Raw genomic sequence first — 20,716 nt, 5'->3', positions numbered from 1 at the left:
GCGCCCGCCGCGGGCCGCCCGGACGACCACCCGGCAGGAGCCCCGATGACCACCCCCGCGACCCCGGCCGGCCCGGCCGTCCTGCTGCGCACCGCCGCGGAGCTCGAAGCGCTGCCCCGCCCCGCGGGCGCGCGCCGGGCGGTCGTCATGACGATGGGCGCGCTGCACGAGGGCCACGCCGCCCTCGTGCGGACCGCCCGCGAGGTGGCCGGCCCGCACGGGCAGGTCGTGGTCACCGTCTTCGTCAACCCGCTCCAGTTCGGCGAGGCGGCCGACCTCGACCGCTACCCCCGCACCCTCGACGCCGACCTCGCGGTGGCCGCCGCCGCCGGCGCGGACGCCGTCTTCGCCCCCTCGGTCGAGGAGGTCTACCCCGGCGGCGACCCCCAGGTCCGGATCACCGCGGGCCCGATGGCGGAGCGGCTCGAAGGCGCCTCGCGCCCCGGCCACTTCGACGGCATGCTGACCGTCGTCGCCAAGCTGCTCCACCTCACCCGTCCCGACGAGGCGTTCTACGGACAGAAGGACGCCCAGCAGCTCGCCCTGATCCGCCGGATGGTCCGCGACCTGAACTTCGGCGTCGAGATCACCGCGGCCCCCACCGTCCGGGACGCCGACGGCCTCGCCCTCTCCAGCCGCAACCGCTTCCTCTCCGCCGAGGAGCGGTCCACCGCGCTCGCCCTGTCGCGCGCGCTGTTCGCCGCCCGCGACCGGCTGGCCGCGCTGCACGCCCTGCGCGAGCGGGCGACGGCCGAACCGGTCGCCCCCGGCCGGGCCGCCGGGCTCGACGCGCTCGGCGAGACCCGCGCGGCGGCCGACGCCCAGGCGCTCGCCCAGGCGGGGCCGGTCCGCACCGCCGCCGTGGTGCGCGACGCCGCCCGGACCGTCCTCGCCGAGGCGGCCGGCGCCCGGGTGCCGCTGGTCCTCGACTACCTCGCGCTCGTCGACCCCGCCGACTTCACCGAGCTGCCCGACGACCGCGACGAGGGCGGCGCGATCCTCGCCGTGGCGGCCCGGGTCGGCGCCACCCGACTCATCGACAACATCCCGCTGAACCTCGGAGCGTCCTCGTGACCGGTATACGGCTGACCGCCCCCGCCCCCGGCTGGGCCATCGACGCGGACGTCGTCGTGGTCGGTTCCGGCGTGGCCGGTCTCACCACGGCCCTGCGGTGCGCCGCCGCGGGCCTCGACACCGTGGTCGTCACCAAGGCCCGGCTCGACGACGGCTCGACCCGCTGGGCGCAGGGCGGCATCGCCGCCGCGCTCGGCGAGGGCGACACCCCCGAGCAGCACCTGGACGACACCCTGGTGGCGGGCGCCGGGATCTGCGACGAGGACGCGGTCCGCACCCTGGTCACCGAGGGGCCGGACGCGGTGCGCCGGCTGATCGGGACCGGCGCGCACTTCGACACCACGGACGCCGGATCCCTCGCGCTGACCCGCGAGGGCGGCCACCACCGCAACCGCATCGCGCACGCCGGGGGCGACGCCACCGGCGCCGAGATCTCCCGCGCCCTGGTCGCCGCCGTCCGCGACGCCGCCCTGCACACCATCGAGAACGCGCTGGTCCTGGACCTGCTCACGGACGCCGAAGGCCGTACCGCGGGCGTCAGCCTGCACGTCATGGGCGAGGGGCAGCACGACGGCGTCGGCGCGGTCCGCGCGCCCTCGGTCGTCCTCGCCACCGGCGGCATGGGCCAGGTCTTCTCCGCCACCACCAACCCCTCGGTCTCCACCGGCGACGGCGTGGCTCTCGCCCTGCGGGCCGGCGCGGAGATCTCCGATCTGGAGTTCGTCCAGTTCCACCCGACGGTCCTCTTCCTCGGACCCGGCGCCGAGGGACAGCAGCCGCTGGTCTCGGAGGCCGTACGCGGCGAGGGCGGGCACCTCGTCGACGCGTCCGGCACCCGCTTCATGACGGGACAGCACGAGCTGGCCGAGCTGGCCCCGCGCGACATCGTCGCCAAGGCCATCACCCGCCAGATGGAGCTGGACGACGCCGAGCACATGTACCTCGACGGCCGCCACTTCGGCGCCGGGATGTGGGAGAAGCGCTTCCCGACCATCCTGGCGGCCTGCCGGGCCCACGGCGTCGACCCCGTCACCGAACCGATCCCGGTCGCGCCCGCCGCCCACTACGCCTCCGGCGGCATCCGCACCGACCTGTGCGGCCGGTCCACCGTCCCCGGCCTGTACGCCTGCGGGGAGGTCGCCTGCACCGGAGTGCACGGCGCCAACCGGCTGGCGTCCAACTCGCTCCTCGAAGGACTCGTCTTCGCCGAGCGGATCGCCGCGGACATCGCCGCCACCCGGCCCGTCCGGACCGTCCCCGCCGACGCTCCGGACGGTGAGCCGGTGCCGCTGCTGCCCACCGAGGCCCGCACCGCGCTGCAGCGGATCATGACGCGTGGGGCCGGGGTGCTGCGCTCCGGGGAGAGCCTGGCCGCCGCGGCGGCCGAGCTGGAGGCGCTGCACGACGGCGCCGTCCCGGCCGCCGGGACCAAGGCCGCGGTCCCCGGTGTGGAGACGTGGGAGGCCACCAACCTGATGATGGTCGCCCGCGTCCTGGTGGCCGCAGCCCGCGCCCGCGAGGAGACCCGCGGCTGCCACTGGCGCGAGGACCACCCCGACCGCGACGACGACCACTGGCGCGCCCACCTCATGGTTCGCGTGGGCGAGGACCGGCAGCTCTCGGTGCACCGGACGGAGACCACGGCGTTCCCGCCCGTACGCCCGGAGAATTGAGCAGACTGCTTATCCGTCGCCGGACACCGGCGGCGCCCGCCTTGCCCCGTACGAACCCCGTCCCACCGCACCGCCGACGCCCCGAGGAGCCACCACCGTGAGCACGCCCGAAGAGAATCCGCGCCCGACACCGGTGGACGTACCGCTGATCCACATCGGCGCGCCCGCCCCGTCCGCCGGAGGCTGCGGCGACGGCTGCGGCTGCGGCGGTGGCGACTACGACGACGACGCCCTGGAGTGCGGGCTCGACCCCGCGCTCGCCCAGCTCCTGGCCGAGGCGGGGCTCGACCCCGTCCAGGTCGAGGACGTCGCCCACGTCGCGGTCGAGGAGGACCTGGACGGCGGGGTGGACGTCACCACGGTGGCGACCGTCGCCGAGGACGCCGTCGCCACCGGCGACTTCACCGCCCGCGAGGCCGGCGTGGTCGCCGGGCTGCGGGTCGCGGAGGCCGTGCTCTCCATCGTCTGCACCGACTCCTTCGAGGTGGAGCGGCACGTCGAGGACGGCGACCGCGTCGTCCCCGGCCAGAAGCTGCTGACGGTCACCACCCGCACCCGCGACCTGCTCACCGGCGAGCGCAGCGCCCTCAACCTGCTGTGCCGGCTCTCCGGCATCGCCACCGCCACCCGCGCCTGGGCCGACGTGCTGGAGGGCACCGAGGCGCAGGTCCGCGACACCCGCAAGACCACGCCGGGGCTGCGCGCCCTGGAGAAGTACGCGGTGCGCTGCGGCGGCGGCGTCAACCACCGGATGTCGCTCTCGGACGCGGCGCTGGTCAAGGACAACCACGTCGTCGCGGCCGGCGGGGTGGCCGAGGCGTTCAAGCGGGTGCGCGAGGAGTTCCCGGAGCTGGCCATCGAGGTCGAGGTCGACACGATGGAGCAGGTGCGCGAGGTGCTCGACGCGGGCGCCGACCTGATCCTGCTCGACAACTTCACGCCGGGCGCGACCGCCGAGGCGGTCGCGCTGGTCGGCGGCCGGGCGGTGCTGGAGTCCTCCGGCCGGCTCACCCTGGACACCGCCCGCGCCTACGCCGAGGCGGGTGTGGACTACCTCGCGGTGGGCGCGCTCACCCACTCCTCGCCGATCCTCGACATCGGCCTGGACTTCCGCGACGAGGCACTCTCCGGCGGGGCCGACGACTGATGCTGCTCACCATCGACGTGGGGAACACCCACACCGTGCTCGGTCTGTTCGACGGCGAGGAGATCGTCGAGCACTGGCGGATCTCCACCGACTCCCGGCGCACCGCCGACGAGCTGGCGGTGCTGCTCCAGGGCCTGATGGGCATGCACCCGCTGCTCGGCATGGAGCTGGGCGACGGCATCGAGGGCATCGCCATCTGCTCCACCGTCCCCGCCGTCCTGCACGAGCTGCGCGAGGTGACCCGCCGCTACTACGGGGACGTGCCCGCGGTCCTCGTGGAGCCCGGCATCAAGACCGGCGTGCCGATCCTGATGGACAACCCGAAGGAGGTCGGCGCCGACCGCATCATCAACGCGGTCGCGGCCGTCGAGCTGTACGGGGGCCCCGCGATCGTCGTGGACTTCGGCACCGCCACCACCTTCGACGCGGTGTCGGCGCGCGGCGAGTACACCGGCGGGGTGATCGCCCCGGGCATCGAGATCTCGGTCGAGGCGCTCGGCGTGAAGGGCGCGCAGCTCCGCAAGATCGAGCTGGCCAGGCCGCGCAGCGTGATCGGCAAGAACACCGTGGAGGCGATGCAGTCCGGCATCCTGTACGGCTTCGCGGGCCAGGTCGACGGCGTGGTCGGCCGGATGAAGAAGGAGCTGGCGGCGGACCCGGAGGACGTCACCGTGATCGCGACCGGCGGCCTTGCTCCGATGGTGTTGGGCGAGTCCTCCGCGATCGACGAGCACGAGCCCTGGCTGACGCTGATCGGGCTGCGGCTGGTCTACGAGCGGAACGTCTCCCGGACGTAAGGACACGCCGGGCACCTGCGAAAACCCCGGAAGCGGGGGCCGCGGCCCGGCGCGCCGTCCGCGACCAGTTAAGCGGATTTTGTCCCTTTAGCACCTATTGTCGCGTTATGCCCACGCCCTACGGATCACGAGGCGGCATGGCGTTCGGTGCGGACGAGCTGCGGGTGCTCCGACGCGCCCTCGCTGTCGCCCTCCACCCCACGCCCCTGCCCGACGAGGATGTCCAGGACTGCCTGCGGCTCGCGGGCGCGGTGGACGAGGCGGCCGGTGAGGCCGGCCGGCTGCGCGCCTTCCTGCTCGCGGACCTCGCCCGCTACCGCGAAGCCCTGCCCGGTTCCGCGAGCGGCTACCTGGAGCTCCTCCAGGACGCCCTGGCGGCCGGGTACGACCCGCGGCCCGACGACCTGGCCGCACTCCGCGCCCTGCGCGGCGCTCCCGTCGCCACGGCGCTCCTGGAGCGCTGTCAGGTGATCGCCGAGCGCTCGGTGCGCGCCCGGCTGGCCGGCCGCTCCGTCCCGCTCTCCGCCCCGGCGCCGCGCAGTCGGCTGCTCGCCCTGCCGGGCGGCCGGGCCGACGCCGGGGAGCCCGAGCGCCCGCCCGCGCCGACCACCCCGGCGCGACGGCCCGCGCCCGGTGACCGGCCGATGCCCAAGCCCTCCGAGGTGTTCCCGCCGCGCCGCCGTCCGGCCCCCGCGCCGGAGGAACGCGCCGCCGGTTAGCGCCCCTGTCCCGCCCGGCCGACGCGGCCGGGCGGGAGGGTGCCGTCGGCCGCCGGACCCGGATCGCTACTCTGGTCGGCATGGACTACGTATCCGCGCTCGTTCCCCCCGTGGTGATGGCCGCCTTCTTCATCGGCCTCGTCGTGACGATCGTCAAGAGCCAGGGCGGCCCGAACAAGGCCAAGGAGGACGCGGCCGTCGACGCCGCCGTCGCGCGCGCCGAAGCGGTGACGGCCGCGCCGCGCACCGAGGCCTGACCCCCGCCCCTCCGCGCCGCGGACCGCGATCCGTGACCGGGGCGCCCCGGACGGCGTCCTCGCAACGGACCGCGCGCGCCGTTACCGCGGCGTGCGCCCCGGCGCGCGGAAGGAATTCCGCGCCCCCGGTGCGACCCTGTGCGACCCGAAAAACATGAGGGCGTACGGCTCTGCGAAGCCGTGCGCCCTTTATCGTGTAAACACCTGCGCATTTCGGACATCTAGCCCTAAGGTGATCCTGTGCCTCGCCCCTTGGGAGACCTGGAAGACGCCGTCATGACGCGCGTCTGGCAATGGAACCGACCGGTCACCGTGCGAGAAGTTCTGGAAGACCTCCAGAAGGAACGCTCCATCGCCTACACGACCGTGATGACGGTAATGGACAACCTTCATCAGAAGGGCTGGGTGCGCAGGGAAGTCGACGGCCGGGCCTATCGATATACGTCCGTCTCGACCCGTGCCGCCTACGCGGCCGCACTCATGAACGAAGCGTGGTCGAGAAGCGACAACCCCGCCGCCGCCCTCGTCGCCTTCTTCGGCATGATGTCGGCCGAGCAGCGCGAAGCTCTTCGCGACGCCATGCGCATCGTTTCCCCCGATCTGTCCGAACGGAGCGAGGCCGCCGACGACCGGGCGGGCCCGGCCGATGCGGCGGAGGGGGAGAGCGGGCGATAGCGTCGGGGCATGTCCTCAGAGCTGTCGCAAACCGAACAGGAAACCGGCGGGAAAACCGACCCGGCGGTCGCTAAAGTCGCCATCACCGTCCGCCGCGCCAGGACCAGCGATGTCGCGGCGGTCCGCCGGCTCCTCGACGGGTACGTCGCGCAAGGCATCCTGCTCGACAAAGCGATGGTCACCCTTTACGAGGACATCCAGGAGTTCTGGGTCGCCGAACGCGACGAGGACGCCCGCGTCGTCGGGTGCGGCGCACTGCACGTGATGTGGGAAGACCTCGCCGAAGTGCGCACCCTCGCCGTCGACCACACCGTCCGCGGCGGCGGCGTCGGCCACCAGGTCCTCGACAAGCTGCTCCAGACCGCCCGCTGGCTCGGAGTGCGCAGGGTTTTCTGCCTGACCTTCGAAGTCGCGTTCTTCGCGAAGCACGGCTTCACCGAGATCGGCGAGACCCCGGTGGACATGGATGTCTACAGTGAGCTGCTGCGTTCCTATGACGAGGGAGTCGCGGAGTTCCTCGGTCTCGAACGAGTGAAGCCGAACACCTTGGGCAACAGCCGCATGCTTCTGCACCTGTGATCCGCCGGAAGAAACGGTAGCCCTATGTCCGAATCGCTCCCGTTTCCCGTCTTCCCCGCCCCCTGAACCTCGCTCAGGGGTTTGTGTTTTCCGGGGAAAAGCGGTTTCCTTTCCGCGTACTGCATTTTCGATGAAAGGAAATCCGGTGGCGCAGAAGGTTCAGGTCCTTCTTGTCGATGACATCGACGGCGGAGAGGCGGACGAGACCGTCACGTTCGCTCTCGAGGGGAAGACCTACGAGATCGACCTCACCACGGCCAACGCGGAGAAGCTCCGTGGCCTTCTCGAGCCGTACACCACGAGCGGGCGTCGTACCGGTGGCCGCACGGCGACCGGCCGGGCCAAGGGCCGTGCGACCGGCGGCGGCAACAAGGACACCGCGGAGATTCGCAAGTGGGCCCGCGAGAACGGCCACAACGTGAATGACCGCGGCCGCGTTCCCGCGGAGATCCGTGAGGCTTACGAGAAGGCCAACGGCTGAGACGCCGGCTCTCGGGCCGGACGTTGCCGCTCACGGGCGCCCGCCAATCGGGCCCGATGGCATTCCGTCGCCGCCGCGTCCACCAGTCGTACGAGATCGGGAGCACCCCCACCCCTGCTCCCGAAGCCCGCGAGGGCCGGAAGCGCCGACCGTCCTTCGCCGGGCGGACCGGGAGGCCGCAGCCAGAACGCGGCCCCCGGCGCGCGCACCGGCATGCCCGGCGGGACCGGCGCCGCGACACGGCCGCCGGAGCCCACGCCGCGCAGGTCCAGTTCCACGCCGCCCCACTCCAGCCAGTCGAGCAGCCCCGGCAGCTCGTCCGCGCTCCCTGCGGCCACGAAGAAGTGCGTGCGGCCCGCCGCGCGTGCGACGGGACCGGCGAGCCCGGCCCTGCGCAGCACGGCCCGGCCGGCTTCGGCGGGCAGGTCGAGGACGTCGAACCGCGTTCCCGTCTCCAGCTCGGCCGGAGGTCCGGTGCGCACCGGCCAGCCCAGCACGTCCGCGTACCACCCAAGGGCCGCAGAAGCGGTGCCCGCGGGCACCGGCGAGCCACCCGTGGGTCGCGCGGGACGGACGCCGGGCGCCGAGCGGGGAGGGGGAACGGGGAGGGCCATGCCCGGTGAACCGTTCCGGCAGCCCCGAGGTTACGCACCGTACGCGTCCGAACGCACGTGGTGTGCGGAGCGGATGCGCCCCGCGCGTCCGGGGCGGTTCCGTTGTTCGCCCGTAGCGGAGGGACGCGCCGCGGACGGCATGGACTGTCTGTAATGGCGGGTAGGACATCACTGGTGGGAAGGGGCGACACGCGGGTCCCCGGCGTCTCACGTTCGCCATCGGCGTACTGGCGACCGGCGTATATGCCTGGCCTGCGGGAACATCGTCTCCCACCATCGGGTTGGAGCAGATGTCGGCGTTCGGGGCAGGAGGCCAAGAACGGTGTCGGCAGTTGGAATGAGCGGTCCCCGCCTGCGGGACTAAGCTGCGGAAGGACAGGGAGGGGACCGACCCCTTACTGCCTGACCGCTCTGAGGAGCGATTAACGATGTTCGAGAGGTTCACCGACCGCGCGCGGCGGGTTGTCGTCCTGGCTCAGGAAGAAGCCCGGATGCTCAACCACAACTACATCGGCACCGAACACATTCTCCTGGGCCTTATCCACGAGGGTGAGGGTGTCGCCGCTAAGGCCCTGGAGAGCCTCGGGATTTCGCTCGAGGCGGTCCGCCAGCAGGTGGAGGAGATCATCGGTCAGGGCCAGCAGGCCCCGTCCGGCCACATCCCCTTCACGCCCCGAGCCAAGAAGGTCCTGGAGCTGTCGCTCCGCGAGGCCCTCCAGCTCGGCCACAACTACATCGGCACCGAGCACATCCTGCTCGGCCTGATCCGCGAGGGCGAGGGCGTCGCCGCCCAGGTCCTCGTGAAGCTGGGCGCCGACCTGAACCGGGTCCGGCAGCAGGTCATCCAGCTCCTGTCCGGGTACTCCTCCGGAGGCAAGGAGGCCGCCACCGCCGGCGGTCCCGCCGAGGGCACCCCCTCGACCTCCCTGGTGCTCGACCAGTTCGGCCGCAACCTCACCCAGGCGGCCCGCGAATCCAAGCTCGACCCGGTCATCGGGCGCGAGAAGGAGATCGAGCGGGTCATGCAGGTGCTGTCCCGCCGGACCAAGAACAACCCGGTCCTCATCGGCGAGCCCGGCGTCGGCAAGACGGCGGTCGTCGAGGGCCTGGCCCAGGCCATCGTCAAGGGCGAGGTGCCCGAGACCCTCAAGGACAAGCACCTCTACACCCTGGACCTCGGCGCCCTGGTCGCCGGCTCCCGGTACCGCGGTGACTTCGAGGAGCGCCTGAAGAAGGTCCTCAAGGAGATCCGCACCCGCGGCGACATCATCCTGTTCATCGACGAGCTCCACACCCTCGTGGGTGCGGGCGCCGCCGAGGGCGCGATCGACGCCGCCAGCATCCTGAAGCCGATGCTGGCCCGCGGTGAGCTCCAGACCATCGGCGCCACCACGCTGGACGAGTACCGCAAGCACCTGGAGAAGGACGCGGCCCTCGAGCGCCGCTTCCAGCCCATCCAGGTCGCGGAGCCGTCGCTGCCGCACACCATCGAGATCCTCAAGGGCCTGCGCGACCGTTACGAGGCCCACCACCGGGTCTCCATCACGGACGAGGCGCTGGTCCAGGCCGCCACCCTGGCCGACCGGTACATCTCGGACCGCTTCCTGCCGGACAAGGCGATCGACCTGATCGACGAGGCCGGCTCCCGGATGCGCATCCGCCGGATGACCGCGCCGCCGGACCTCCGGGAGTTCGACGAGAAGATCGCGGGCGTCCGCCGCGACAAGGAGTCGGCCATCGACTCCCAGGACTTCGAGAAGGCGGCGTCCCTCCGCGACAAGGAGAAGCAGCTCCTCGCGGCGAAGGCCAAGCGCGAGAAGGAATGGAAGGCCGGCGACATGGACGTCGTCGCCGAGGTCGACGGCGAGCTCATCGCCGAGGTCCTGGCGACCGCGACCGGCATTCCGGTCTTCAAGCTGACGGAGGAGGAGTCCTCCCGTCTGCTGCGCATGGAGGACGAGCTGCACAAGCGCGTCATCGGCCAGAAGGACGCCATCAAGGCGCTTTCGCAGGCGATCCGCCGTACGCGGGCCGGCCTGAAGGACCCGAAGCGCCCCGGTGGCTCGTTCATCTTCGCCGGCCCGTCCGGCGTCGGTAAGACCGAGCTCTCCAAGACGCTCGCCGAATTCCTCTTCGGCGACGAGGACGCGCTGATCTCCCTCGACATGTCGGAGTTCAGCGAGAAGCACACGGTTTCCCGCCTCTTCGGTTCGCCCCCCGGTTACGTGGGCTACGAAGAGGGCGGCCAGCTCACTGAGAAGGTGCGCCGCAAGCCGTTCTCCGTCGTCCTCTTCGACGAGGTCGAGAAGGCCCACCCCGACATCTTCAACTCCCTGCTCCAGATCCTGGAGGACGGTCGCCTGACCGACTCCCAGGGCCGGGTCGTGGACTTCAAGAACACGGTCATCATCATGACGACCAACCTCGGGACCCGGGACATCTCGAAGGGCTTCAACCTGGGCTTCGCCGCCCAGGGCGACGTCAAGACGAACTACGAGCGGATGAAGGTCAAGGTCAACGAAGAGCTCAAGCAGCACTTCCGGCCCGAGTTCCTCAACCGCGTCGACGACACGGTCGTCTTCCACCAGCTCAGCGAGGAAGACATCATCCAGATCGTCGACCTGATGGTCGACAAGGTGGACGAGCGACTGAAGGACCGCGACATGGGCATTGAGCTCAGTGCCGAGGCCAAGTCGCTGCTCGCCAAGAAGGGCTACGACCCCGTGATGGGCGCCCGGCCGCTGCGCCGGACGATCCAGCGCGAGATCGAGGACATCCTGTCGGAGAAGATCCTCTTCGGCGAGCTGCGCCCCGGTCACATCGTGGTCGTCGGCACGGAGGGCGAGGGCGAGGAGAAGAAGTTCTCGTTCCGCGGCGAGGAGAAGGCGGCCCTGCCGGACGCCCCTCCGATCGAGTCGGCGGCGGGCGGCGGCCCGAACCTGACCAAGGAGGCGTGACGCCCACGGGCGTACGCCGGGCACCGCGCATCGCGTAGTGCGAACGAAGGGGCTGCCCCGGACCCGATGGGTCCGGGGCAGCCCCTTTTTCCGCGCCCGGGGGCGTCGCCGGTGAACGGTCGGCGAATCCTGACGGCGGGCGAGGGCTCGCACCCCGACCCCTCGCGGGCCGAACGGGGACGCAGGGCGGCAGGCAGGGGAGGCTCGGCCTGTCGCCCCTTTGGTGCCCGCCCGCCCGGCCTGCCGCCCGCCCCGCTTGGCCTGCCGCCTGCCTGCCGCCCGCCGCCCGCCCCGCTCGGCCCGCTGCCTGCCCTGGCTTGGCCTGCCGCCTGCCCTGGCGCCTGCTACCCGTCCCGCTCGGCCTGCTGCCTGCCCGGCCCACCGTCCACCTCACCTGTGCCGGCAGTGGGGCGGGGATGCGGCTCCGGCGCCGGGCATCGGCCCCCAGGGGAGTGGTCCCCCGACAGGACGTGCGCGCCGACCGGTCCGCACGCACGTGGCCCGGTGGAGCGAAAGGCGTGGCCTGCCCGGCGTCCTGGAGGGACGGCGTGCCGCGTCGGCGTGCCGCGCCGAGTGCCACGGCGCGGTCGCCGCGTCCGGCAGGCGGCTCGTCCGGCAGGCGGCTCCCTCCCCGTCCGCAGCCACCTGCCCGGCAGGCGGCTCTCCCCGCACGGCGGTCCCCTGCTACCTCATCGCGATGCCACGGCCATCCCGTCGCGCGGCCCCGAGACCGCGCGAGACCGCGCGGCGTAACCGCAGCGCCGGGAGCGTGCCGCCGTCGCGGCGGCCGGCCACGGGTCCCCCGGCGCTCGCGGGCTGCGCGACGACCGGCCGCGCACCCCCTGGGCCCCGGGGCCGAAGGTCCCGAAACGGACACCCCTAGGTCCCACCGGCGGTGACAAGGCGCACAGCCCGATTCGTGCCTACTAGTCGGCTTAGCAGAGGGGGCCGGGAGAGCCGGAGGGTCTTTCGGCCCCCGGCGTACCGGGACCTTGGAGCCGCCGTTCGGCGCGCCGCGGAGGCGGGGTGGTGCTGGGGGCGGACCGCGTGGAGCTGGGGTTAAACCTGTTGGCCGACCGAGATCCGGAGGAAGAGCGAATCGCCCATAACGGATCATCTTCAACTAATTCCCTATGTCCGTTCTACGGCTTCAGGTCGTAGATGGGGGGTTTGAGTCGGGGGTGGGTGCCGGGTTACCAAGGTGGGGCAAGCCCGGACAGAGCGTCCGGGTTCCCCCATTCACGGAGGACTTCTCGTATGTCGAAGCGCGTCACCACTCAGCACTCCCACCGCCCGTCCGTCTCCCGCGTCGGTGGTGCACTGGTCACCGCGGGTCTCGGAGCGTCGCTGGTGTTCGGTGCGGGCGCCGCGTTCGCGTCCGACACCTCCGGCTCCGGCGCCCTGACCAACAGCGTCACCGCCGAATCCATCGCCAAGCAGGCGTCGGCCCAGAAGAGCCACGCCGACCACGCCAAGAAGAGCGCGGCCGAGAAGAAGGCCGCGGCCAAGAAGAAGGCCGCCGAGCGCAGGGCCGCCGCCGCCAAGAAGGCGAAGGCCTGGGAGACCCCGGTCGACCGCTACGCGCTGAGCGCCTCCTACGGCACCGGCGGTGCCCGCTGGGCCCACAAGCACTCCGGCCAGGACTTCGCGGTCGCCATCGGCACCAAGGTCGAGGCCGCCCACTCCGGCACCGTCGTCAAGGCCGGCGGCAACGGCGCCGGCGACGGCCCCGCGTACGGCAACGCCATCGTGATCAAGCACGCCAACGGCAAGTACTCGCAGTACGCGCACCTGTCGAAGATCGACGTGCACATAGGCCAGCACGTGAAGACCGGCCAGAAGATCGCCCTGTCCGGCAACACCGGCAACTCCAGCGGTCCGCACCTGCACTTCGAGATCCGCACCACGCCGAACTACGGCTCCGCGATCAACCCGGTGTCGTACCTGAAGACCGTGCACGTCTCCGTCTGATCCGCTGCTCACCCACCCGCAGCACCGGGAAGCTCCCCGTGTTCGTCGGGGCGCGCTCCGGCAGCCACAGCACCGCGACCGCCCCTCCCGTGCCCGCGGCGGCACCCGGAGGGGCCGCGTTGCGGAAGGTCAGCCGGGCGCCCAGCACCCGCGCCTGACCCGCCGCGATCGTCAGCCCCAGACCGTGCCCCCGGCCGGCCCGGTCGCTGCTCCCGGTACGGAACCGGCTCGGTCCCTCCCGCAGCAGTGCCTCGGGGAAGCCCGGCCCGTGGTCCCGGATCCGGAGCAGCCGGCCCTCCACCACGACCTCCACCGGTCCCGCCCCGTGGGTCGCGGCGTTCCCCAGCAGATTGCCGAGGATCCGCTCCAGCCGGCGCGGATCGGTGGACACCCACGACTCGTGCACCACCCGCACCGTCGCGCCCGGAGCAACGCGTGCCACCCGCCGGGCGACGAACTCGCCCAGCGCCAGCTCCTGCAGCTCGGCCCGCTCCGAGGCGCTGTCCAGCCGGGCCACCTCCAGCACGTCCTCGACCAGCGTCCGCAGCGCCTGCGCCCGGTCCCGCACCAGCTCGGTGGGGCGTCCGGGCGGCAGCAACTCGGCCGCCGTGAGCAGCCCGGTCACCGGGGTGCGCAGCTCGTGCGCGATGTCCGCGGTGACCCGGCGCTCCGCCTCGATCCGCTCGTTCAGCGCGTCCGTCATCGCGTCGACAGCCCGCGCCAGCTCGTCGGTCTCGTCGCGCACCACCCCACCGACGGCCACCCGCACCCGTACGTCCGTGTCGCCCTGCGCGACCTTGCCCGCCGCGGCGGCCGCCTTGCGCAGCCGCCGGGAGAGCTGTCCGCCGATCAGGACGCCGAGGGCGCAGCCGCCCACCACCACCGTCACCGAACCGATCAGCAGCGCCCGGTCCAGATCCCCCGTGACCGTGGCGCTGCGGTCGCTGAACCGGGTGTGCAGCGACAGCACGTCCCCGTTGGCCAGCGGCACCGCCGCCCAGACGTCCGGCACCCCGCCGTCGTAGGCGTCGACATGGGTGGCGCGCCGGTCGCGTTCCACCGCGGCCCGCAGGCTGTCGGGGAGCGCCGGGTCGTTCACCTTCACGCCGAAGGCCGGCGCCGACTTCGCGGCGCTGCTCGACTCGTACAGCCGCTGCGCGAAGAGCAGCCGCTCCAGCTGGACCTCGCGGGCGTTGTCGATCATCGAGACGCGCGCGGCGTTGTGGACGACGAGGCTCAGCGCCACCGCGACCAGCGCCCCGACCGCCGCGATGGCGAAGCTGATCTTCCAGCGGACCCCCGTCCGCAGCGCGAACCGCTTCATGGGCGCAGTTTGTAGCCGAAGCCGCGGACCGTCTCGATCCGGTCCTGCCCGATCTTCGTGCGCAGCCGCTGCACATGGACGTCCACCACCCGGGTGTCGCCGCCCCAGCCGTAGTCCCAGACCCGCTCCAGCAGCCGGTCGCGGGAGAGCACGGTGCCGGGGGCCGCCGAGAACTCCAGCAGCAGGCGCATCTCGGTCGGCGTCAGCGCCACCGGCTCACCGGCCCGGCGCACCTCCATGCCCTCGGTGTCGATCTCCACGTCGCCGAAGGCCAGCCGGCCCCCGCCGTCCGCCGCCCCGCCGCCGTCTCCCGCCGAGCGGGCGTCCGGGCCCGCCGCGTGGCCGAACCGGCGGAGCACCGCGCGGATGCGGGCGACCAGCACCGCCCCGTCGAACGGCTTGGTGACGTAGTCGTCGGCACCCGCCTCCAGGCCCAGCACCACGTCGATCGAGTCGGCGCGGGCCGACAGCATGATGACGGGCACGGTCGACTCGTCCCGGATACGACGGCACAGGCTCACCCCGTCCAGCCCCGGCACCATCACGTCGAGCAGGGCGATGTCGGGCCGCCGCGCCCGGAACGCCTCCAGCCCCCGCAGCCCGTCGGGCATCGCGGTGACCGTGAAGCCGACCCGCTCCAGGGCGAGCTGGGTGGCCTCACGGATGACGTCGTCGTCCTCGACGAAGAGAACATGGGTCTCGGCCATGCGACTGCTTCCGCCGCCTCTCGGTGCCTGTGGTGGTCTCTTGCCGCCGCCGGGTCAGCCCTTCGTGGTGCGGGCGGGCTCCGGCTCCTCGTCCGCGCTGCCGACAGCCCGGTTGAACTCGTTGTGCACGCGGTCCGCCTCGCGGAACCGGCCGTCCGTCCAGCGGTAGGTGACCACGTCCTCGCCGGAGGGGTAGGCGACGGCGTCCTCGGAGCCGTACACCCGCGTCGTCACCACCAGGTCCCCCCGGTCGATCGTGCCGTAGGTCGCGGGCAGCTCCACGCCGAAGACGTGCTCGTACGTGCCGCCGGCCGTCCTGCGGTACACGTACGTACCGATGCCGAGCGCGTCCCCGCAGGTCATCACGTTGGCGACCACGTCGGGAGCCGAACCGCCGGTGAGCGAGCCGTACGACGTGTCCACGGGGTACGCGTCCCCCGCGCACGGCTTCAGCCCGGCCCGCACCCCGGCGGACACCTGCGGGTCCCGCTTCAGCAGCGCCACCGCGTCCACCCGCTCGGCCGGGCGCGCGGTCCCGTCCGCCGGGACCGGGGACGGGATGGGCCGGGCAGCCGGCTGTGTGCCGGCGGCCGGCCCCTCGTCACGGGTGCCGGTCCCCCCGGCGGAACAGCCGGCGGCCACCAGGACGAGGACGGCCAGGGCCGGCAGCGCCGCCAGGACGCCCGTCCGCCGCCCCGCGTCGTCTTCGGCGTCCCCCGCGCACGTCAGGCCGCGCACCGCTCCCGCCCCCGCTCCTCGTGGCGGGCACCCGCTCCCGCACCCGTCCGCCCCGCCGCCGTGCCGCGGCTCTCCAGCTCCTGCCGGAGACGGGCCAGCGCCCGGTGCAGCGTGCTCTTGACCGTCCCCGGGGACATGCCGAGTGCGGCGGCGGTCTCCTCGGTGCTCATCTGCTCCCAGTGTCGCAGCACGACCACGCTCCGCTGCTTCGGTGCCAGCACCCCCAGCACGTCCCGCAGCAGCGCCCGGTCGGCCCGCTGCTCCGTGCCGTCGTCCACGCTGTTCTCGGGGAGCTGTTCGGTGGGCACCTCGTCCAGCTTGCGCGCCCGCCACCATTCCGTACGCGTGTTGATCATGACGCGGCGCAGATAGGCGTCGGCCAGGGACTTGTCGGCGATGCCGTCCCAGCGGCCGTAGGTGCGCACCAGGGCGGTCTGCAGCAGGTCCTGCGCGTCCAGCGGGTCCGGCACCAGCCGCCGAGCGCTGCGCAGCAGCGCCTCCTGCCGGGTGCGGACGTACTCCTCGAACCCGAGCACCTCGCCCTGCGCCATTCCAACCGCCTCCGTCCCCGTGGATGCCCCGTGCGTCGTCCTGGCAGACGCTACGGAGGCGGTGTCACGGGGCTGTGCGGAGCAGCCGTACGCGGACGCACGGCTGCCCATCGGTTGTGTAACAGTGCCCGTCGCCGCCCCCTGTCACAGCGGCGCGGCGTGCCGCGCTCAGGTCAGCGGGAGCCGGTACATCCCGTTGGCCAGCGGCTCGACCAGCCCGTCGGAGACCAGCCCGTCGAGCGCGCGGGCCCGCTGCACCGGTTCGTCCCACACCGCGTCCAGCGCGGCCTGCGGCACCGGCGCCACCGAGTCGCGCAGCACGGCGAGCAGCCGCCCGCGCACCTGCCGGTCGGTTCCCGCGTACGTCTGCCCCCGGCGCGCCGGGCCCTGGTGGGCGGGCTTGCCCGCCAGCCGCCAGGCGCACTGCGAGGCGATCGGGCACCGGGCGCAGTCCTCGTTCTTCGCGGTGCAGACCAGCGCCCCGAGCTCCATGGTGGCCGCCGCCCAGCGGGCCGCGCGCCCGTCCTCCTCCGGGAGCAGGGCACGGGCGAGCTTGCGCTCGGCCGCGGTGGTGGCGTTCGGGGGGTACTGGATGCCCGCCGCGGCCCGCGCGAACACCCGGCGCACGTTGGTGTCCAGCACCGCGTGCCGCTGCCCGTACGCGAACGAGGCCACGGCGGCCGCCGTGTACTCGCCGATACCGGGCAGTGCCAGCAACTGGCCGTGCTCGCTCGGCACGTCGCCGCCGTGGCGTTCCGTTATGGCCTGGGCGGCGCCGTGCAGGCGCAGGGCCCGGCGCGGGTAACCGAGCCGCCCCCAGGCGCGGACCGCCTCGCCCGGCGCCTCGGCGGCCAGGTCGGCGGGGCGCGGCCAGCGGGCCAGCCACTGCTCGTACACCGGGAGCACCCGGCTCACCGGGGTCTGCTGCAGCATGAACTCGCTCACCATCACGCCCCAGGCGCCCGCCTCGGGGCGGCGCCAGGGCAGATCGCGGGCGTGCTGGTCGAACCACCCGATGACGGGGGCGTGGAGGGAGGCGGCGGCGGGGGGCGTCTGTGTCGAAGTCGTGGCAGTCATCGCACCCCCGATCCTGGCACGGAAGCGGAGGCCGCGGTCACGGGCACGGGGGTGTCGCCGCCGACGTCGGCCAGGTGCCCCACAACGCCACCCGTTCTGTCCCCTCTGCCCGGTCTGCGGTGCCTTCGGCGTGCCTCAACGACCCCTGCCGGAATGATGATCGGCAAAAGATGTCGATCGGAGCGGCGGGTGGGGCCGGAGTGCACCCCGATCTCTCGTACAGTTTGCGACGTGGGATCTCTGCGCAATCCGGTCGGTCCGCTTCCCTCCACCATCTACTGGCGTCGGAGGGCGGTAGCGGGCGTTCTGGTTGCGCTGATCGCGGTCCTCGTCGCGTGGGTCGTCACCTCCGGGGGAGGCGGCCGGAACAACGGCGACGGCAAGCCGGGAGGTTCCGGTCCGGTCGAGTCGATCACGCCCGGACCCTCCGGCTCGGGGCCGGCGATCAGTCAACAGCCGGGCGGGCGTTCGGATTCCGGAGGCTCGGGTGACTCCGGCGGCTCCGGTGACGGTACGTCAGCGGGCTCGGGGTCCGGTGCGGGCTCGGGCGGCGGCTCCGCCGACGGCGGCCCGGCCACGGCCGGTTCGTCCGGCGGCACGGGCTCCGACGCCACCTCCGGTGCGGGCGGCGCCGGTTCCTCCGGCTCCTCCGGTTCAGCCTCGGGCCGGCAGGTCCCCGCGGGATCCACGCTTCCCGACTGCGCCCCCGCAGCCGTGCAGTTGACCCTCCGCACGAAGAAGGTGACGTACGGACCCGACGACCGGCCGAAGTTCGAACTGGTCGTCAAGAACACCTCGTCGGCGGAGTGCAAGGCCGACGTCGGGCCGAAGACCGCGGTGCTGACGATCACCGAGGCGGGCGCGGACGACGACGAGATCTGGTCCTCGGCGGACTGCCCGAGCGGTCCCGGCAGTCTCTACCTCGCCGTCCCGGCCGGCTCGACGGTCGTCCACGCGGTGGACTGGAACCGTGCCAAGAGCGCCCCCAAGTGCGCCACACCGTCCGCGGGCAAGGCCGGCCCCGGCACCTACCTCCTCGAAGCCAAGGCCCCCGGCGAACCCGTCCAGCGAGCGTCCTTCGTCCTGGCCAAGGACTGACCCACCCGAAAGGGCCCGCCCAAGCCCTCGCCCGCGCCGGCAGCAGGAGTACCGCGCGCCCTCAGCCGGAGTCTGCGCCCCTCAGCCGGGCCCCCAGCTCAGCTTGGGTCCGCGCACCCCTAGGTGCTGTCCGGCGGATCATTTCGGACTGGCACGGGCGTGCTCGGTATGGCCGAGTTGCCGTGGGCCGCAGCCGTCACGCGAACGACGGCCACCGGACGGCGGCCCACTCCCGCCAGCCGACCCAGCCGGGCGGCGGGCCGGCGATCCTGCGGCCCTCCAACTCTGCCGCGTCGGGCTCCTCGAAATGCGCCCGCCCGTGCAGGATGTCGGCCTCGGACATCTGCAACGTCTCCTCAGGAACGGTCGTCCAGCGGTGAGCGATACGGGCGCGCTGGGTCTCGCCGTCCACCGGCAGGTAGACCATGCGGATGCACGCCTCCTCGGCCTCCACCAGCCAGCGGATCGCAGACCGTTCGTCCCGTGACCAACAGCCGAAGTCCACGACGACGTCGGTGCCCAACTTGACCGCCTCCAGGGCGAGCCAGAGCATGCGGCCCTCCAGCACATCGCGCTTTCCGTCCGCTTCCGCCTTGCCGAACAGGGGAATCATCCAGTCGTCAGGCGTCAGACGCAGCGCGCCGTGTTCTGCGGCGAGCTGCCGGGCCCGCGTGGTCTTTCCGGCCCCTGGCAGGCCGATCATCAGGAACAACGTGGTCATGCACGGATCGTTGCAGGAAGCCGATCGGACGACCACCGCTTTCCCCGCGCCACGAACCGAACAATGGCCCGGACGCGAGGCCGTCGTCACATGATCCGCCGGACAGGGCCTCGGCCCTCGAAGTCCGGGCCAACCCGCCCGGAGCCCCCGAGCCCGCTCCAGCCCGTCCGGCGTTTGAGGACGGAACCCCCGTGCCGGGGTTCCCGGCGCGCTGCATGTCCCCGCACCCCGCACCCCGCACCCCTCAGCCCGGCCGGCGGTTCAGGACGGACCCGCCCATCCGTGGATCCCGGCCCGCAACGGTCCCCGCACCGGCACCCCCGTACCCGCCCCGCGTCGGCCCCGACCCGCCCGCAGGGCGAAAGAACCGGCCGCCGGACGCCCCCGGCAGTCCTACACGTACCGCTCCAGGATCGACGACTCCGCCAGCCGCGAAAGCCCCTCGCGCACGCTGCGCGCCCGCGCCTCGCCGACCCCGTCGACCGCCTGGAGGTCGTCCACGCTCGCCGCGAGCAGCTTCTGAAGCCCGCCGAAGTGCTCGACCAGTCGCTCCATGATCGCCCCCGGCAGCCTCGGCACCTTGGCCAGCAGCCGGAAGCCGCGCGGCGAGACCGCCGAATCCAGCGTCTCGGGCGATCCGCTGTAGCCCAGCGCGCGCGCCACCACGGCGAGTTCGAGCAGCTCGGTGTGGCTCAGCGCGTCGAGCTCCGCCAGCGCCTCGGTCACCGTCCGGGACCGCTTGGCCGTCGGCTCCGGCACGTAGTCCCGCACCACCAGCTCGCGTTCCGGTTCCACGCCCGCGATCAACTCGTCCAGCTGGAGCGAGAGGAGGCGGCCGTCGGTGCCGAGCTCGATCACGTACTCCGCGATCTCCGTCGCGATCAGCCGGACCATCTCCAGCCGCTGCGCGACCGCGGTGACGTCCCGGACGGTGACCAGGTCCTCGATCTCCAGCGCGGAGAGCGTGCCGGCCACCTCGTCGAGGCGGAGCTTGTACCGCTCCAGCGTGGCGAGGGCCTGGTTGGCGCGGGAGAGGATCGCGGACGACTCCTCCAGCACCCGGCGCTCACCGTCGACGTAGACCGCGATCAGCCGCATCGACTGGGAGACCGAGACCACCGGGAAGGCGCACGCCTTGGAGACCCGGTCCGCGGTGCGGTGGCGGGTGCCGGTCTCCTCGGTGGGGATCGCCGCGTCCGGGACGAGCTGCACCCCCGCCCGGAGAATCTTGGTCATGTCTTTGTCGAGGATCAGCGCACCGTCGAGCTTGGCCAGTTCGCGCAGCCGGGTCGCGGTGAACTCGACGTTGAGCACGAAACCACCGGTGCACATCGATTCGACGGTCTTGTCCATGCCGAGCACCAGCAGGCCGCCGGTGTTGCCCCGCAGGATGCGCTCCAGGCCGTCGCGCAGGGCGGTTCCGGGCGCGACCGCGCTCAGGGAGGCGCGCATCAGCGCCTCGTTACCGGTGCCTTGGCCGGACTTTCCGGGCGATGCTGCCCGGTCGTTGGCTGCCACTGCACTCCTCGGGTTCCAGGTCTGCGGTGCCTCGCGTC

The 20,716-nt window shown here is 72.8% G+C and carries 20 protein-coding genes; 12 read left to right on the top strand and 8 right to left on the bottom strand.

The annotated features are described in order from the left end of the window. The first annotated feature begins 45 nt into the window (after positions 1 to 45). The 9 genes from panC to Q0994_RS27195 all read left to right on the top strand — a co-directional run bounded on the left by panC (position 46) and on the right by Q0994_RS27195 (position 7,402). Positions 46 to 1,074, top strand: a complete 1,029-nt coding sequence (panC, locus tag Q0994_RS27235) for a pantoate--beta-alanine ligase (RefSeq protein ID WP_299539469.1) — start codon at positions 46 to 48, stop codon at positions 1,072 to 1,074. Continuing rightward, positions 1,071 to 2,747 (top strand): L-aspartate oxidase, encoded by a 1,677-nt coding sequence (locus Q0994_RS27230; RefSeq protein ID WP_299539466.1) that lies wholly within the window; start codon positions 1,071 to 1,073, stop codon positions 2,745 to 2,747. Before panC ends, Q0994_RS27230 begins: the two co-directional genes overlap by 4 nt. A gap of 97 nt (positions 2,748 to 2,844) precedes the next feature. Further along, a complete protein-coding gene (nadC, locus tag Q0994_RS27225; protein WP_299539464.1) occupies positions 2,845 to 3,894 on the top strand; it encodes a carboxylating nicotinate-nucleotide diphosphorylase in 1,050 nt (349 codons plus the stop codon). Next, positions 3,894 to 4,691, top strand: coding sequence for a type III pantothenate kinase (locus Q0994_RS27220; protein ID WP_299539461.1), 798 nt, complete (start codon positions 3,894 to 3,896; stop codon positions 4,689 to 4,691). Before nadC ends, Q0994_RS27220 begins: the two co-directional genes overlap by 1 nt. A 137-nt stretch (positions 4,692 to 4,828) precedes the next feature. After that, positions 4,829 to 5,410: a hypothetical protein gene (locus tag Q0994_RS27215; protein WP_299539687.1), complete on the top strand. Its 582-nt coding sequence runs from the start codon at positions 4,829 to 4,831 to the stop codon at positions 5,408 to 5,410. An 80-nt stretch (positions 5,411 to 5,490) separates the two neighbouring features. Beyond that, a complete protein-coding gene (locus tag Q0994_RS27210; protein WP_299539459.1) occupies positions 5,491 to 5,667 on the top strand; it encodes a hypothetical protein in 177 nt (58 codons plus the stop codon). Positions 5,668 to 5,907: 240 nt separating this feature from the next. Continuing rightward, positions 5,908 to 6,342 carry a BlaI/MecI/CopY family transcriptional regulator gene (locus Q0994_RS27205; protein ID WP_299539457.1) on the top strand — a complete coding sequence of 145 codons (435 nt, stop codon included), beginning with the start codon at positions 5,908 to 5,910 and terminating at the stop codon, positions 6,340 to 6,342. A 9-nt stretch (positions 6,343 to 6,351) separates the two neighbouring features. Next, positions 6,352 to 6,921, top strand: coding sequence for an amino-acid N-acetyltransferase (locus tag Q0994_RS27200; RefSeq protein ID WP_299539455.1), 570 nt, complete (start codon positions 6,352 to 6,354; stop codon positions 6,919 to 6,921). Between the two features lie 145 nt (positions 6,922 to 7,066). Continuing rightward, the gene (locus Q0994_RS27195) at positions 7,067 to 7,402 is read left to right on the top strand and encodes an Lsr2 family protein (RefSeq protein ID WP_299539453.1); all 336 of its coding nucleotides are present in this window, start codon (positions 7,067 to 7,069) and stop codon (positions 7,400 to 7,402) included. On the opposite strand, the gene Q0994_RS27190 is transcribed toward Q0994_RS27195, so the two are convergent. Beyond that, on the bottom strand, positions 7,381 to 8,016 hold the full coding sequence (locus tag Q0994_RS27190; protein ID WP_299539451.1) for an SCO3374 family protein: 636 nt from the start codon (positions 8,014 to 8,016) through the stop codon (positions 7,381 to 7,383). The genes Q0994_RS27195 and Q0994_RS27190 overlap by 22 nt on opposite strands. 428 nt (positions 8,017 to 8,444) lie before the next feature. Here Q0994_RS27190 and Q0994_RS27185 point away from each other — a divergent pair, with 428 nt between their 5' ends. Next, on the top strand, positions 8,445 to 10,973 hold the full coding sequence (locus Q0994_RS27185) for an ATP-dependent Clp protease ATP-binding subunit (RefSeq protein WP_299539448.1): 2,529 nt from the start codon (positions 8,445 to 8,447) through the stop codon (positions 10,971 to 10,973). Between the two features lie 1,257 nt (positions 10,974 to 12,230). Then, complete coding sequence (locus Q0994_RS27180) at positions 12,231 to 12,944, top strand: M23 family metallopeptidase (RefSeq protein WP_299539446.1); 714 nt, start codon at positions 12,231 to 12,233, stop codon at positions 12,942 to 12,944. Here the strand turns inward: Q0994_RS27180 and cseC are convergent. The 5 genes from cseC to Q0994_RS27155 all read right to left on the bottom strand — a co-directional run bounded on the left by cseC (position 12,901) and on the right by Q0994_RS27155 (position 17,341). Then, positions 12,901 to 14,268 (bottom strand): two-component system sensor histidine kinase CseC, encoded by a 1,368-nt coding sequence (gene cseC, locus Q0994_RS27175; RefSeq protein ID WP_299539444.1) that lies wholly within the window; start codon positions 14,266 to 14,268, stop codon positions 12,901 to 12,903. The genes Q0994_RS27180 and cseC overlap by 44 nt on opposite strands. Continuing rightward, positions 14,265 to 14,975 (bottom strand): two-component system response regulator CseB, encoded by a 711-nt coding sequence (gene cseB / locus Q0994_RS27170; RefSeq protein WP_299539442.1) that lies wholly within the window; start codon positions 14,973 to 14,975, stop codon positions 14,265 to 14,267. The genes cseC and cseB overlap by 4 nt, the downstream gene beginning before the upstream one ends. 54 nt (positions 14,976 to 15,029) lie before the next feature. Further along, positions 15,030 to 15,653, bottom strand: coding sequence for a hypothetical protein (locus Q0994_RS27165; protein WP_299539684.1), 624 nt, complete (start codon positions 15,651 to 15,653; stop codon positions 15,030 to 15,032). Between the two features lie 47 nt (positions 15,654 to 15,700). Further along, positions 15,701 to 16,264: a SigE family RNA polymerase sigma factor gene (locus Q0994_RS27160; RefSeq protein WP_299539439.1), complete on the bottom strand. Its 564-nt coding sequence runs from the start codon at positions 16,262 to 16,264 to the stop codon at positions 15,701 to 15,703. 168 nt (positions 16,265 to 16,432) lie between these two features. Continuing rightward, positions 16,433 to 17,341 carry an A/G-specific adenine glycosylase gene (locus tag Q0994_RS27155; protein ID WP_299539436.1) on the bottom strand — a complete coding sequence of 303 codons (909 nt, stop codon included), beginning with the start codon at positions 17,339 to 17,341 and terminating at the stop codon, positions 16,433 to 16,435. A 231-nt stretch (positions 17,342 to 17,572) separates the two neighbouring features. Here Q0994_RS27155 and Q0994_RS27150 point away from each other — a divergent pair, with 231 nt between their 5' ends. Continuing rightward, on the top strand, positions 17,573 to 18,439 hold the full coding sequence (locus tag Q0994_RS27150) for a hypothetical protein (protein WP_299539432.1): 867 nt from the start codon (positions 17,573 to 17,575) through the stop codon (positions 18,437 to 18,439). Between the two features lie 196 nt (positions 18,440 to 18,635). Here the strand turns inward: Q0994_RS27150 and Q0994_RS27145 are convergent, their stop codons facing one another. Together Q0994_RS27145 and disA are read right to left on the bottom strand one after the other, a co-directional pair. Then, positions 18,636 to 19,160, bottom strand: a complete 525-nt coding sequence (locus tag Q0994_RS27145; RefSeq protein ID WP_299539430.1) for an ATP-binding protein — start codon at positions 19,158 to 19,160, stop codon at positions 18,636 to 18,638. 393 nt (positions 19,161 to 19,553) lie between these two features. Next, on the bottom strand, positions 19,554 to 20,678 hold the full coding sequence (gene disA, locus Q0994_RS27140; protein ID WP_299539428.1) for a DNA integrity scanning diadenylate cyclase DisA: 1,125 nt from the start codon (positions 20,676 to 20,678) through the stop codon (positions 19,554 to 19,556). Positions 20,679 to 20,716: the final 38 nt, after the last annotated feature.

The sequence above is a fragment of the uncultured Streptomyces sp. genome, from assembly GCF_947488945.1.
Classification (GTDB): Bacteria; Actinomycetota; Actinomycetes; order Streptomycetales; family Streptomycetaceae; genus Streptomyces.
Note: the sequence above shows the minus strand (reverse complement) of the source record. Positions and strands in the feature narration are given on the sequence as shown.